The sequence below is a fragment of the Pseudomonas sp. SB113 genome (assembly GCF_040754745.1).
Taxonomy (GTDB): domain Bacteria; phylum Pseudomonadota; class Gammaproteobacteria; order Pseudomonadales; family Pseudomonadaceae; genus Aquipseudomonas; species Aquipseudomonas grimontii.
The window spans coordinates 159,968-173,495 of the sequence record NZ_JBFMHW010000007.1; the positions used below are offsets into that span (position 1 = coordinate 159,968).

12 protein-coding genes are annotated in these 13,528 nt (G+C 60.9%); all 12 read left to right on the forward strand.

The features are described 5' to 3' along the window. Window positions 1–3: 3 nt before the first annotated feature. The 12 genes from flhB (at window position 4) to motD (ending at window position 13,488) form a co-directional block, all read left to right on the forward strand. Window positions 4–1,140, forward strand: coding sequence for a flagellar biosynthesis protein FlhB (gene flhB, locus AB1462_RS11805; protein ID WP_259193652.1), 1,137 nt, complete (start codon window positions 4–6; stop codon window positions 1,138–1,140). A 378-nt stretch (window positions 1,141–1,518) separates the two neighbouring features. After that, window positions 1,519–1,722, forward strand: a complete 204-nt coding sequence (locus AB1462_RS11810; RefSeq protein ID WP_259193650.1) for a cold-shock protein — start codon at window positions 1,519–1,521, stop codon at window positions 1,720–1,722. Window positions 1,723–1,956: 234 nt separating this feature from the next. Beyond that, window positions 1,957–4,086, forward strand: a complete 2,130-nt coding sequence (gene flhA / locus AB1462_RS11815) for a flagellar biosynthesis protein FlhA (RefSeq protein WP_090409758.1) — start codon at window positions 1,957–1,959, stop codon at window positions 4,084–4,086. A gap of 12 nt (window positions 4,087–4,098) precedes the next feature. Beyond that, the gene (gene flhF / locus AB1462_RS11820) at window positions 4,099–5,415 is read left to right on the forward strand and encodes a flagellar biosynthesis protein FlhF (RefSeq protein WP_090399991.1); all 1,317 of its coding nucleotides are present in this window, start codon (window positions 4,099–4,101) and stop codon (window positions 5,413–5,415) included. Between the two features lie 105 nt (window positions 5,416–5,520). Continuing rightward, window positions 5,521–6,354 carry a flagellar synthesis regulator FleN gene (gene fleN, locus AB1462_RS11825; protein WP_003192912.1) on the forward strand — a complete coding sequence of 278 codons (834 nt, stop codon included), beginning with the start codon at window positions 5,521–5,523 and terminating at the stop codon, window positions 6,352–6,354. Then, complete coding sequence (gene fliA / locus AB1462_RS11830) at window positions 6,351–7,091, forward strand: RNA polymerase sigma factor FliA (RefSeq protein WP_090399989.1); 741 nt, start codon at window positions 6,351–6,353, stop codon at window positions 7,089–7,091. Before fleN ends, fliA begins: the two co-directional genes overlap by 4 nt. Window positions 7,092–7,262: 171 nt before the next feature. Next, window positions 7,263–7,637: a chemotaxis response regulator CheY gene (locus tag AB1462_RS11835; protein WP_160385018.1), complete on the forward strand. Its 375-nt coding sequence runs from the start codon at window positions 7,263–7,265 to the stop codon at window positions 7,635–7,637. A gap of 18 nt (window positions 7,638–7,655) precedes the next feature. Further along, on the forward strand, window positions 7,656–8,444 hold the full coding sequence (locus AB1462_RS11840; RefSeq protein WP_090399987.1) for a protein phosphatase CheZ: 789 nt from the start codon (window positions 7,656–7,658) through the stop codon (window positions 8,442–8,444). 11 nt (window positions 8,445–8,455) lie between these two features. Next, on the forward strand, window positions 8,456–10,663 hold the full coding sequence (locus tag AB1462_RS11845; RefSeq protein ID WP_315337923.1) for a chemotaxis protein CheA: 2,208 nt from the start codon (window positions 8,456–8,458) through the stop codon (window positions 10,661–10,663). A 48-nt stretch (window positions 10,664–10,711) separates the two neighbouring features. After that, entirely contained in the window at window positions 10,712–11,845 is a 1,134-nt protein-coding gene (locus AB1462_RS11850; protein ID WP_367246762.1) for a chemotaxis response regulator protein-glutamate methylesterase, read from the forward strand. After that, window positions 11,845–12,585, forward strand: coding sequence for a flagellar motor protein (locus AB1462_RS11855; RefSeq protein ID WP_027603872.1), 741 nt, complete (start codon window positions 11,845–11,847; stop codon window positions 12,583–12,585). Before AB1462_RS11850 ends, AB1462_RS11855 begins: the two co-directional genes overlap by 1 nt. Window positions 12,586–12,600: 15 nt before the next feature. After that, entirely contained in the window at window positions 12,601–13,488 is an 888-nt protein-coding gene (gene motD, locus AB1462_RS11860) for a flagellar motor protein MotD (RefSeq protein ID WP_090399982.1), read from the forward strand. Window positions 13,489–13,528 lie beyond the last annotated feature (40 nt).

Genomic DNA, 13,528 nt, shown 5'->3' on the forward strand with positions numbered 1-13,528 from the left:
GCCATGGCCGAGAGCGAGAGTGGTCAGGACAAAACAGAAGACCCCACGGAGAAACGTAAAAAGGACTCCAGGGAAAAGGGCGAGATTGCTCGCTCCAAGGAACTCAACACCGTTGCGACCATGATGGCCGGTGCCGGTGCCTTGCTGATCTATGGCGGTGGCCTGGCGCTGGACCTGATGGAGCTGATGAAGCACAACTTCACCTTGCCGCGCGATGTGTTGCTCAACCCCGGCTCCATGGGCCAATACCTGCTGCACTCGGGCAAAATCGCAATATTGGCGGTGCAGCCCATCTTGATCACCTTGCTGCTGGCCGCGCTGATCGGTCCGGTCGCCCTCGGTGGCTGGCTGTTCGCCGCCGGCAGCATGGCGCCCAAGTTCAGCCGCATGAACCCCGGGGCAGGGCTCAAGCGCATGTTTTCCGCCAAGGCCCTGGTGGAGCTGCTCAAGGCCCTGGCCAAGTTCATCCTGATTCTGTTTGTCGCGCTGATGGTGTTGTCGTCCGACATCGACGACTTGCTGCTTATTGCCCACGAGCCGCTGGAGTCGGCCATCATCCACAGCGTGCAGGTGGTGGGCTGGAGTGCGCTGTGGATGGCCGCCGGGCTGATCATCATTGCGGCGGTGGATGCGCCGATCCAGCTGTGGGAAAGCCACAAGAAACTGCTGATGACCAAGCAGGAAGTGCGCGACGAGCACAAGGACCAGGAAGGCCGTCCCGAGGTCAAGCAACGCATCCGCCAACTGCAGCGGGAAATGTCCCAGCGCAAGATGATGGCTTCGGTGCCCGACGCCGATGTCGTCATCACCAACCCGACCCACTACGCCGTGGCGCTCAAATACGACCCGGAGAAGGGCGGCGCACCGATGTTGCTGGCCAAGGGCAGCGACTTCACTGCCCTGAAAATCCGTGAAATTGCGGTGGCCCACGACATCCTGTTGCTGGAGTCACCGGAACTGGCGCGGTCGATCTTCTACTCCACCGACCTCGACCAGGAAATCCCCGCAGGGTTGTACCTGGCCGTGGCCCAGGTGTTGGCGTATGTCTATCAGATTCGCCAATACCGCGCGGGCAAGGGCAAACGCCCTGATCCCCTCAAGGACTTGCCGATTCCGCCGGAATTGCGCCGCGATTCCTGATCTTTAACGCAATTACAGTGCTGCCGCTCGTCGAAAAATCCCCTCTACCTGTCAACTTTGACAGTAGCCAGCATCACCTTTTCTCGGTTCTATTGCTTCAGGCACTGCGCAACAGGACGCGGGAAGTGAGGTGATGCAGTTGTTTATAGGCAGAGTCAAAGCTTATGACCCACAGACCGGTAAAGGCTCGATTGCGCCGGATGATGGTGGGGATGACGTGTCAGTAGATCTGCGCAGTTCGGGTGGATACATGCTTTTGGAGGGCCGGAAAGTGTCGTTTCGGATGATTCATCGACCGGATGGCATCTATGCATGCGACGTCAAACTGATCTGACGACACCTGTGCAGGTCCGTAATTGAAGTGTTCGGAGAACGGCAATGGCAACGGGTACTGTGAAGTGGTTTAACGCGGAGAAGGGTTTTGGTTTTATTACGCCCGACGATGGTAGTGGGGATATTTTTGTCCACTATTCAGCGATCATTGGGGACGGGTTCAAGGCCCTTTTAGAAGGGCAAAAAGTTGAGTTTGGCGTCACCCAGGGCCAAAAAGGGCCCCAGGCCGAGAACGTAAAAGCCCTATAGAAAAAGCAGTTTGGGTCGTTTGAATGTTTCCCTCTCTGCGCCACCCCTGCACCGAAGCAAATGTGGGAAGGGGCAAGCCCCCTCCCACATTTGCTTCGTGTACATCCAATAAAACCTGGGCGCCTGTAGCGATCCACACCCTCAAAAGCAAAGTTGGAAGGCTTCTTGCAATACCGCCTCCAGGACGCCTTCCGGCGTCAAAAGTTTGCTTCAAGGAAACGAGGAATACCGGTGGTGGATCGCTCTCAAATGTTCAGCACGGCCCGTGGCACCCTGACTGACCTCTCGCGGGGCAATCTGGGTGTGCCGTTGTTGTTGCTGGTCATGCTGGCAATGATGATGTTGCCGATGCCGCCGTTCTTGTTGGACGTGTTCTTCACTTTCAACATCGCCCTCTCCGTCGTGGTGCTGCTGGTGTGTGTCTACGCCCTGCGGCCGCTGGATTTCGCGGTATTCCCGACGATTCTGCTGGTGGCGACCCTGCTGCGGCTCGCGCTGAACGTGGCGTCCACCCGAGTGGTAATGCTCCACGGTCAAGATGGCCACGCGGCTGCCGGTAAGGTGATCCAGGCCTTCGGTGAGGTGGTGATCGGCGGTAACTACGTGGTCGGTATCGTGGTGTTCGCCATCCTGATGATCATCAACTTTGTCGTGGTAACCAAGGGCGCCGGGCGGATTTCCGAGGTGAGCGCACGTTTTACCCTCGACGCGATGCCCGGCAAGCAGATGGCTATCGACGCCGACCTCAACGCCGGCCTGATCGACCAGAACCAGGCCAAGACCCGCCGTTTGGAAGTCGCCCAGGAAGCCGAGTTCTACGGTTCCATGGACGGTGCCAGCAAATTCGTGCGCGGTGACGCCATCGCCGGCCTGCTGATCCTGTTCATCAACCTGATCGGCGGCATGGCGGTCGGTATCTTCCAGCACGGCATGACCTTCGGCGATGCGGGCAAGGTGTACGCCTTGCTGACCATCGGTGACGGTTTAGTGGCGCAATTGCCATCACTGTTGTTATCTACAGCTGCCGCCATCATGGTGACCCGTGCGTCGGGCTCCGAAGACATGGGCAAGCAAATCAGCCGCCAGATGTTTGCTTCGCCCAAGGCGCTGGCCGTGGCGGCGGGCATCATGGCGATCATGGGGATCGTGCCTGGCATGCCCCATGTGTCGTTCCTGAGCATGGCGGCCATGGCGGGCGGTGGTGCCTACCTGTTCTGGAAGAAGCAAAACGCGGTCAAGGTCCAAGCCCTGCAAGAAGTTGCGCGCCAGCAGGAACTGTTGCCATCGCCGGCCCGCGCCCAGGAAACCAAGGAGTTGGGCTGGGACGACGTGACGCCAATCGACATGATTGGCCTGGAAGTCGGCTACCGCTTGATTCCGCTGGTCGACCGCAACCAGGGTGGCCAGTTGCTCGCGCGGATCAAGGGCGTGCGCAAGAAGCTGTCCCAGGACCTGGGCTTCCTGATGCCCACCGTGCATATCCGCGACAACCTCGACCTGGCACCCAGTGCCTACCGCCTGACCCTGATGGGCGTGATCCTGGCCGAAGCCGAGATCTACCCGGACCGCGAGCTGGCAATCAACCCCGGCCAGGTATTCGGCAGCCTCAACGGCATTACCGCCAAAGATCCGGCTTTTGGCCTGGACGCGGTGTGGATCGAAATCAGCCAGCGCAGCCAGGCGCAGTCCCTGGGCTACACCGTGGTGGACGCCAGTACCGTGGTTGCCACTCACCTCAATCAGATTCTGTACAAGCACTCCCACGAGCTGATCGGCCACGAAGAAGTCCAGCAATTGATGGGCTTGCTGGGCAAGGCTTCGCCAAAACTGGCAGAAGAGCTGGTGCCGGGCGTGCTGTCGTTGTCGCAACTGCTCAAGGTGCTGCAGGCGCTGCTGGCCGAACAGGTGCCCGTACGCGACATTCGCAGCATTGCCGAGGCCATCGCCAACAATGCCGCCAAGAGTCAAGATACTGCCGCGCTGGTGGCGGCGGTGCGTGTCGGATTGTCCCGCGCAATCGTGCAAAGCATTGTAGGGCTTGACTCCGAGCTGCCTGTGATCACCTTGGAACCAAGGTTGGAACAGATATTGCTCAATAGTATTCAGAAGGCAGGACAAGGCCAGGAAGAGGGCGTTCTGCTGGAGCCAAGCATGGCTGAGAAACTGCAGCGTTCGTTGATCGACGCCGCACAGCGCCAGGAAATGCAGGGCCAACCGGTGATTCTGCTGGTGGCAGGCCCGGTCCGGGCGATGTTGTCGCGGTTTGGACGTCTGGCAGTACCGAATTTGCACGTTTTGGCTTATCAGGAAATTCCTGACAACAAGCAAGTGACTATCGTCGCGACAGTAGGGCCCAACGGCTGAGGGTAGTGGGTTATGCAAGTTAAGCGTTTTTTCGCCGCCGATATGCGTCAGGCCATGAAACTGGTCCGCGATGAGCTGGGTGCCGATGCTGCGATTATCGGTAACCGTCGTATTGCCGGCGGTGTCGAGCTGACGGCTGCCCTGGATTACACCCCCTCGGCATTGGCGCCGCGTGTGCCGAACATGGAACTCGAAGACGAACTGCGCAAGACCGCTTCGCGCATCGTCTCGGCCCAGGCCGAACTGAGCATGCGTGGCGACAGCGATGCCACCACCAACCGCCAATTGTTCGCCGGCCTGCCGCTGACCGCCGCCGAACCGCTGGTTGAGCCAACGTTCATCGAACCGCCGCGTCCTGCCGCGCCAGCCCCGGCCGCCGCAGTCGATCAGCGTGTATTCGACTCGATGCGTTTTGAACTCAACGGCCTGCGCGAGCTGCTGGAAGTGCAGCTGGGCTCGCTGGCCTGGACCCAGCTGCAAGGCAGCAAACCGCACCAGGCCAACCTCTGGCGCCGCCTGCAACGCATTGGCCTGTCCGGCCCGCTGTCCCGTGACCTGCTGGCCCTGACCACCGAAATCGAAGAGCCTCGCCAGGCCTGGCGCATGTTGCTGGCCCACCTGGCGCGGATGATCGCCACCCCGGAAATCGAACCCCTGGAAGAGGGCGGTGTGATCGCCATGGTCGGCCCTGCCGGCATGGGCAAGACCACCACCCTCGCCAAGCTGGCGGCGCGCTATGTGCTCAAGTACGGCGCGAATAACATCGCGCTGGTGAGCATGGACAGCTACCGCATCGGCGCCCAGGAACAGCTCAAGACCTTGGGCCGTATCCTCAATGTGCCGGTCACCCACGTCGACCCGGGCCAATCCCTGGCCAACGCGCTCGACCCGTTGCTGCGCAAACGCGTAGTGCTGATCGACACCGCTGGCCTGCAAGCCAGCGATCCGGCATTGCGCATGCAGCTGGAAAGCCTGGCCGGGCGTGGCATCAAGTCGAAAAATTACCTGGTGCTTGCAACCACCAGCCAGAAACAGGTTCTTACCGCTGCGTACCACAGCTACAAGCGTTGCGGTTTGGCCGGTTGCATCCTGACTAAACTGGATGAAACCGCCAGCCTGGGCGAAGTGTTGAGCCTGGCTATCAGCCATGAACTACCGGTTGCCTACCTGACCGACGGGCCGCGGATCCCGGATGATTTGCATCTGCCGCGCCGTCATCAGTTGGTCAGCCGCGCCGTCAGCGTGCAAATGCAAGAAGAGCCTAGCGAGGAAGCGATGGCCGACATGTTCGCCGACCTCTATCACAACCCGGCAAAACGGGTGGGTTGAGGCGTGATGAACACCGTGAAATGTACCTACATCGATGGTCTGCAAGCGATTCACGCGGCCAAGCCATGTAGCCTGCGTCTAAGCAAGACAAGGTAAAGAAATAAAATGGGCAGCATGCATCCCGTACAGGTGATCGCGGTGACCGGCGGCAAAGGTGGCGTCGGGAAAACTAACGTGTCAGTGAATTTGTCCCTGGCCCTGGCAGAGCTTGGCCGTCGCGTCATGCTGCTGGATGCTGACCTGGGGCTGGCGAACGTCGACGTTCTGCTGGGGCTGACGCCCAAACACACGCTTGCCGATGTGATCGAGGGGCGCTGTGAGCTGCGCGACGTGCTGCTCCAGGGCCCTGGCGGGATCCGCATCGTGCCGGCCGCCTCCGGCACCCAGAGCATGGTGCACCTGAGCCCGGCGCAGCATGCCGGCCTGATCCAGGCATTCAGTGACATCGGCGACAACCTCGACGTGCTGGTGATCGACACCGCCGCCGGGATCGGCGAGTCCGTGGTCAGCTTCGTGCGCGCGGCGCAGGAAGTCTTGCTGGTGGTCTGCGATGAACCCACCTCGATCACCGACGCCTACGCCCTGATCAAACTGCTTAACCGTGACTACGGCATGAACCGCTTCCGCGTCTTGGCCAACATGGCCCAGAGCCCGCAGGAAGGTCGCAACCTGTTCGCCAAGTTGACCAAGGTCACGGATCGCTTTCTCGATGTCGCCTTACAATACGTCGGTGCGGTTCCTTACGACGAGTGTGTGCGCAAGGCTGTGCAAAAGCAGCGTGCAGTCTACGAAGCGTTCCCTCGTTCCAAATGCGCATTGGCGTTCAAGGCTATTGCCCAGAAGGTCGATACCTGGCCGTTGCCCGCCAACCCTCGGGGGCATCTGGAGTTTTTCGTCGAGCGATTGGTGCATCAGACGAGTGCGGGACCGGTGCTATGACAGCGAACGGCTATAACGTGTACAAGAAATCTGCCCGTGACAGCCAGGGCGAATTGATCGAGCGCTATGCGCCGCTGGTCAAGCGCATTGCCTATCACCTGTTGGCACGCCTGCCCGCCAGCGTCCAGGTCGAAGACCTGATCCAGGCGGGCATGATCGGCCTGCTCGAAGTGTCGACCAAGTACGACGCGAGCAAGGGCGCGAGCTTCGAGACTTATGCGGGGATCCGCATCCGTGGCGCGATGCTCGACGAGGTGCGCAAGGGTGACTGGGCGCCGCGTTCGGTGCACCGAAATACCCGCATGGTCAGTGACGCAATTCGTGCAATTGAAGCAAAAACCGGTCGCGACGCTAAAGATCACGAAGTTGCGGCCGAACTCCAATTGAGTCTCGACGATTATTACGGGATTTTGAACGATACCTTGGGCAGCCGCCTGTTCAGTTTCGACGACCTGTTGCAGGACGGCGAACACGAAGGGCTGCATGAGGACGGCGCGAGCGCTCATATGGAGCCGTCGCGTGACCTGGAAGATGAGCGTTTCCAGGGGGCGTTGGCGGACGCCATTGCCAACTTGCCGGAGCGCGAGCGGTTGGTGTTGGCGCTGTACTACGACGAAGAGCTGAACCTCAAGGAAATCGGTGAGGTCCTGGGGGTCAGCGAATCGCGTGTCAGCCAGTTGCACAGCCAGTGCGCCGCCCGCTTGCGGGGGCGTTTGGGAGAGTGGCGAGCGCGCTGACAGGCAGTGTGGGGGAGCATTGCAACGCGATACCGCGAAGGTGATAGGCCTTCGCGGGCTCGGGCCGTGGTGCCCCCGGCAGTCCTTTTTGTGTAATGCCTGTTGATTGAAATGGCGCGTCCAGGTGCTGGGCGCGTTTAAGACTGCTTGGAGGTCGAATTGGACAAGAACATGAAAATCCTCATCGTTGATGACTTCTCAACGATGCGGCGGATCATAAAAAACCTGTTGCGTGACCTTGGGTTCACAAACACGGTCGAGGCGGATGACGGCCTTACGGCGATTCCGATCCTCAACAGCGGGAGCATCGACTTTCTGGTAACGGACTGGAACATGCCGGGCATGACCGGTATCGACTTGTTGCGCCACGTGCGTGCCGACGAAAAATTGCGCAGCCTCCCCGTGTTGATGGTGACCGCCGAAGCCAAGCGTGAACAGATCATCGAAGCCGCCCAGGCCGGGGTCAACGGTTACGTAGTCAAACCATTCACTGCACAGGCCTTGAAAGAGAAGATCGAAAAGATCTTCGAACGCATCCACGGCTAATGCCATCGCGGGGGAGCTATGGAGCATAAAGAAACGTCACAGGGCGACTTTGAGTCGACCCTGAAAAAGCATGCTCACCAGTTGGTCGACAGCCTTGAAAAAGGCCATTTCGGCGACGCTGTGCAGTTAATCCATGAGCTTAACCAGACCCGTGACCGCGGCCTGTACCAGGAAGTGGGCAAGCTCACACGCGAGCTGCACAGTGCGATCGTCAATTTCCAGATTGACCCGCACATGCCCCAGGCCGAAGAGATTTCGCAGATCACCGACGCCACCGAACGCCTGTCCTATGTGGTCAGGCTGACCGAGGCGGCGGCCAACCGCACCATGGACCTGGTGGAAAACGCCACGCCTCTGGTTAACGGCATGGCCACGGAAGCCCAGGCCCTGAGCGTTGACTGGGGCCGCTTCATGCGCCGTGAAGTCGGTGCAGAAGAGTTTCGTGAGCTGGCCCGTCGGGTTGAAGGGTTTTTGTCACGCAGCGAGCAGGAAAACCGCACGGTTTCCAGCAACCTCAATGACATTCTGCTCGCCCAGGATTACCAGGACCTGACCGGTCAGGTGATCAAGCGTGTGACCCAGTTGGTCACCGAAGTGGAAAGCAACCTGCTCAAATTGGTACTCATGGCCGGCCAGGTCGACCGTTTTGCCGGCATCGAACATGACCGCGAAGCGATCCTCTCTGAAAAAGATCCACAAAAACATCTCGCCAAGGGTGAAGGTCCGCAGATTCATGCCGATAAACGTGAAGACGTTGTGTCAGGTCAGGATGACGTAGATGACCTGTTATCCAGTTTAGGCTTCTAAGGAGCACCCACATGAGCTTCGGCGCCGATGAAGAGATCCTTCAGGATTTCCTTGTAGAGGCCGGCGAAATTTTAGAGCAACTGTCCGAACAACTGGTCGAGCTGGAAAGCCGCCCGGATGATGCGAACCTGCTCAATGCAATTTTTCGCGGTTTTCATACTGTAAAAGGGGGCGCCGGCTTCCTCCAGCTCCATGAGCTGGTGGAGTGCTGCCACATCGCCGAGAACGTGTTCGACATCCTGCGCAAGGGTGAGCGTCACGTTGATTCGGAGTTGATGGACGTGATTCTCGAAGCACTGGATGCGGTCAACGGCATGTTCAGCGAAGTTCGCGAGCGTGCCCCGATCACCGCAGCCACTCCGGAACTGCTGGCCGCCCTGGCGCGCTACGCAGAGCCGGCCGACACCTCGGCAGCGCCGGTGGTCGAAGCCGCACCGGAACCGGTGGCGGAGCCTGAAGCGGATGTGACGGACAGCGAGTTCGAGCAACTGCTCAGCTCCCTCAGCGCCGTCAAGGCCGAGGCCGAAGCGCCGGCAGCCGTTGCCCCGGCTGCCGCGCCGAGCAGCGAAGACATTACCGACGCTGAGTTCGAGTCTTTGCTCGACCAATTGCACGGCAAAGGCCAGTTCGCGGCTGATGCCGTGGCCCCTGCCGCCGCTGCTGCGGATGCGCCTGCCGCGCCTGCCAGCACCGACATCACTGACGACGAATTCGAAGCGTTGCTCGACCAATTGCATGGCAAGGGCACCTTCGCGGCCGACGCCTTGCCGGCAGTCGCCGCTACAGCCGCAGCACCGGCTGCCGGTGCCAAGCCGGCGGACGATGGGTTGATCTCCGATCACGAATTCGAAGCGCTGCTGGACGATCTGCACGGCAAGGGCAAGTTCACCGAAGTCGCCCCAGCCCCAGCCGCCGCTGCGGCCACGGCGGCACCGGTTGCCGCCAAAGCCGCCGCCGCGCCAGCCGCCAAGCCTGCGCCTGCGCCGGCTGCTGCCCCGGCGCCAGCGCGTGCCGCCGCCGCACCGGTCGCGGAAAAACCGGCCAGTGAAGCCGAAACCACCGTACGGGTCGATACCGCGCGGCTGGACGACATCATGAACATGGTCGGCGAACTGGTACTGGTGCGTAACCGCCTGGTGCGCCTGGGCCTGAGCAGCGGCGATGAAGCCATGCAGAAGGCCGTGTCGAACCTCGACGTGGTCACCGCCGACCTGCAAACCGCGGTGATGAAAACGCGGATGCAACCGATCAAGAAAGTCTTCGGCCGCTTCCCGCGCCTGGTTCGCGACCTCGCGCGCCAGCTGAAGAAAGAGATCAACCTGGAACTGGTGGGTGAAGAAACCGACCTCGACAAAAACCTTGTCGAGGCCCTGGCCGACCCGCTGGTCCACTTGGTGCGCAACGCTGTCGACCACGGTGTCGAAACCCCGGAAGAACGCGAAGCCTCGGGCAAGTCCCGTGGCGGCAAGGTGATCCTGGCGGCGGAGCAGGAAGGCGACCACATCCTGCTGTCGATCACCGATGACGGCAAGGGCATGGACCCGACCATTCTGCGCAATATCGCGGTCAAGCGTGGCGTGATGGACAAGGACGCCGCCGACCGCCTCACCGACACTGAGTGCTACAACCTGATCTTCGCCCCTGGCTTTTCGACCAAGACCGAGATCTCCGACGTGTCGGGCCGTGGCGTGGGCATGGACGTGGTGAAGACCAAGATCAGCCAGCTCAACGGTTCGATCAACATCTACTCGACCAAGGGCCAGGGTTCCAAGATCGTCATCAAGGTGCCGTTGACCCTGGCGATCATGCCGACCCTGATGGTGATGCTGGGCAACCAGGCGTTCGCCTTCCCGCTGGTCAACGTCAACGAGATCTTCCACCTCGACCTGTCGCGCACCAACGTGGTGGACGGCCAGGAAGTGGTGATCGTGCGGGACAAGGCGTTGCCGCTGTTCTACCTCAAGCGCTGGCTGGTTGCTTCGGCTGCCCATGAAGAGCAGCGCGAAGGCCATGTGGTGATTCTCTCCGTGGGCACCCAGCGTATCGGCTTTGTCGTCGATCAACTGGTTGGCCAGGAAGAAGTGGTCATCAAGCCTTTGGGCAAAATGCTGCAGGGAACCCCGGGCATGTCGGGTGCGACCATCACCGGTGACGGTCGGATCGCGCTGATTCTCGATGTTCCGAGCATGCTCAAGCGTTACGCCGCTCGGCGTATTTGATTCTGGTGGGGCAGGGCGGTACAGCCCGCCCCACCTAACGGAGTGTTTATGGCAGTCAAGGTCCTGGTGGTGGACGATTCGGGTTTCTTCCGCCGCCGCGTCTCGGAAATTCTTTCCGCCGATCCAAGCATCCAGGTGGTCGGCACGGCCACCAACGGCAAAGAGGCGATTGATCAAGCCATTGCGTTGAAGCCGGACGTGATCACCATGGACTACGAGATGCCGATGATGGATGGCATCACGGCAGTTCGGCACATCATGCAACGCTGCCCGACCCCGGTATTGATGTTCTCCTCGCTGACCCACGAAGGCGCCCGAGTGACCCTCGACGCGTTGGATGCGGGTGCGGTGGACTTCCTGCCGAAGAATTTCGAAGACATCTCGCGCAACCCCGAGAAGGTCAAGCAACTGCTGTGCGAGAAAGTCCACAGTATTTCCCGCAGCAACCGCCGCAGCCTGTTCAGCGCGCCAGCCCCTACGCCGGCACCGGTTGCTGCACCGGCTGCGCCGAGCAGTTCCTCATTCGGTCGCCCGGCGCCGGCACCGGTTGCACGGCCTGCCGCACCACCGGCGCGGACGCCGGCACCTGCGGCTGCGCATTCGCCTGCGCCGAAGCGCAAGGCCTATAAGCTGGTCGCCATCGGCACTTCTACCGGCGGTCCGGTCGCCTTGCAGCGCGTGTTGACCCAATTGCCGGCGAACTTCCCGGCACCGATCGTCTTGATCCAGCACATGCCCGCCGCGTTCACCAAGGCCTTCGCCGAGCGCCTGGACAAGCTGTGCCGCATCAGCGTCAAGGAAGCCGAGGATGGCGACATCCTGCGTCCTGGCCTGGCGTTGCTGGCCCCAGGCGGCAAGCAGATGATGGTCGATGCCCGTGGCGCGATCAAAATCCTGCCGGGCGATGAACGCCTCAACTACAAGCCGTGCGTGGACATCACCTTCGGTTCGGCGGCCAAGTCCTACGGTGACAAAGTTCTGGCGGTGGTGCTCACCGGCATGGGCGCCGACGGCCGTGAAGGCGCGCGCCTGCTCAAGCAGGGCGGCAGCGCGATCTGGGCTCAGGACGAAGCCAGCTGTGTGATCTATGGCATGCCCATGGCCATCGTCAAGGCTGACCTGGCCGACGCCATCTACAGCCTGGACGACATTGGCAAGCATCTGGTGGAGGCCTGCCTCTGATGGATGTATTGAGCCTGATCGGCATCATCCTGGCGTTTGTCGCGATTATTGGCGGCAACTACCTCGAAGGCGGTCACCTTGGCGCCCTGGCCAACGGCCCGGCGGCACTGATCGTGATTGGCGGCACGGTGGGCGCTGCGTTGCTGCAATCACCGATGAGTTCGTTCAAGCGTGCGATGCAAATCCTCATCTGGATCATTTTTCCGCCGCGCGTCGACTTGGCCGGTGGCATCGATCGGGTGGTCAACTGGAGCCTGACCGCGCGCAAGGAAGGCCTGCTGGGCCTCGAGGGCGTGGCTGATGCCGAGCCCGACAGCTACTCGCGCAAAGGCCTGCAATTGCTGGTGGACGGCGCCGAGCCGGAAGCGATCCGCAGCATTCTTGAAGTGGATTTCTACACCCAGGAAAGCCGCGACATCAACGCCGCCAAAGTGTTTGAAAGCATGGGTGGCTACGCGCCGACTATCGGCATCATCGGCGCGGTGATGGGCTTGATCCACGTGATGGGCAACCTGGCCGATCCGTCGCAGCTGGGCAGCGGCATTGCCGTGGCGTTCGTTGCCACCATCTACGGGGTGGCCAGTGCCAACCTGGTGCTGTTGCCGGTGGCCAGCAAGCTCAAGTCGATTGCCATGCGCCAGTCCCGTTACCGCGAGATGCTGCTTGAAGGCATTCTCTCGATTGCCGAGGGCGAGAACCCACGCTCCATCGAATTGAAGCTCCAGGGCTTCATGGATTGATGGGGAGTAATGCCAATGAGCCGTCGCCGTCGCGAGCCTGAAGAACACGTCAACCACGAACGGTGGCTGGTGTCCTATGCAGACTTCATCACCTTGCTGTTCGCATTTTTCGTGGTGATGTACTCCATCTCGTCGATCAACGAAGGCAAGTACAAAGTCATTTCCCAGGCGTTGATCGGCGTGTTCAACGACACTGACCGTTCGCTCAAGCCGATCCCTATTGGCGAGGAGCGGCCCAAGACCGTGACCCCGGCCAAGCCGCTGGTCAACGACAGCGACGAAACCGCGGCCGGCGTAGGCGGCACCAGCGATCCGCTGAAAAGCATCGCCGATGACATCAGTGCCGCGTTTGGCGACCTGATCAGCTCCAACCAGATGACCGTGCGCGGCAATGAGTTGTGGGTAGAGATCGAGCTCAATTCCAGCCTGCTGTTCGCCAGTGCCGATGCGTTGCCCAGCGACCAGGCGTTCACCATCATCGACAAGGTGGCGGCGATCCTCAAACCGTTTGAAAACCCGATCCACGTTGAAGGCTTTACCGACAATGTGCCGATCAGTACCGCGCAATACCCGACCAACTGGGAGCTGTCATCGGCCCGTGCCGCGAGCATCGTGCGCATGCTTGCGATGCAGGGCGTGAACCCTGGACGCCTGGCGTCGGTGGGGTATGGCGAGTTCCAGCCGGTGGCCAATAACGCCACGCTCGAGGGCCGCGCGCGCAACCGTCGGGTGGTGTTGGTGGTGTCACGAAACCTGGAGGTGCGCCGCAGCCTGACCGGCACCGGTACCGCCAATGCAACACCGGATGCGGCCTTGAAGCGCGCTGGCACACAAACTGCACCGGCCCCTGCAAAGCCGCCGGTTCAGCAGAGTGCCGTCAATTCTCCGTCGCCGGCTCACTAACCTTATGCAATGTCTCGGTCGCGCGTGTGCCCACCGGGAG

Bases quoted from the DNA above. Each gene is read 5' to 3' on its own strand.
- flhB (WP_259193652.1), top strand. From the start codon at position 4: ATGGCCGAGAGCGAGAGTGGTCAGGACAAAACAGAAGACCCCACGGAG.
- AB1462_RS11810 (WP_259193650.1), top strand. From the start codon at position 1,519: ATGGCAACGGGTACTGTGAAGTGGTTTAACGCGGAGAAGGGTTTTGGT.
- flhF (WP_090399991.1), top strand. From the start codon at position 4,099: ATGCAAGTTAAGCGTTTTTTCGCCGCCGATATGCGTCAGGCCATGAAA.
- fleN (WP_003192912.1), top strand. From the start codon at position 5,521: ATGGGCAGCATGCATCCCGTACAGGTGATCGCGGTGACCGGCGGCAAA.
- fliA (WP_090399989.1), top strand. From the start codon at position 6,351: ATGACAGCGAACGGCTATAACGTGTACAAGAAATCTGCCCGTGACAGC.
- AB1462_RS11835 (WP_160385018.1), top strand. From the start codon at position 7,263: ATGAAAATCCTCATCGTTGATGACTTCTCAACGATGCGGCGGATCATA.
- AB1462_RS11840 (WP_090399987.1), top strand. From the start codon at position 7,656: ATGGAGCATAAAGAAACGTCACAGGGCGACTTTGAGTCGACCCTGAAA.
- AB1462_RS11845 (WP_315337923.1), top strand. From the start codon at position 8,456: ATGAGCTTCGGCGCCGATGAAGAGATCCTTCAGGATTTCCTTGTAGAG.
- AB1462_RS11850 (WP_367246762.1), top strand. From the start codon at position 10,712: ATGGCAGTCAAGGTCCTGGTGGTGGACGATTCGGGTTTCTTCCGCCGC.
- AB1462_RS11855 (WP_027603872.1), top strand. From the start codon at position 11,845: ATGGATGTATTGAGCCTGATCGGCATCATCCTGGCGTTTGTCGCGATT.
- motD (WP_090399982.1), top strand. From the start codon at position 12,601: ATGAGCCGTCGCCGTCGCGAGCCTGAAGAACACGTCAACCACGAACGG.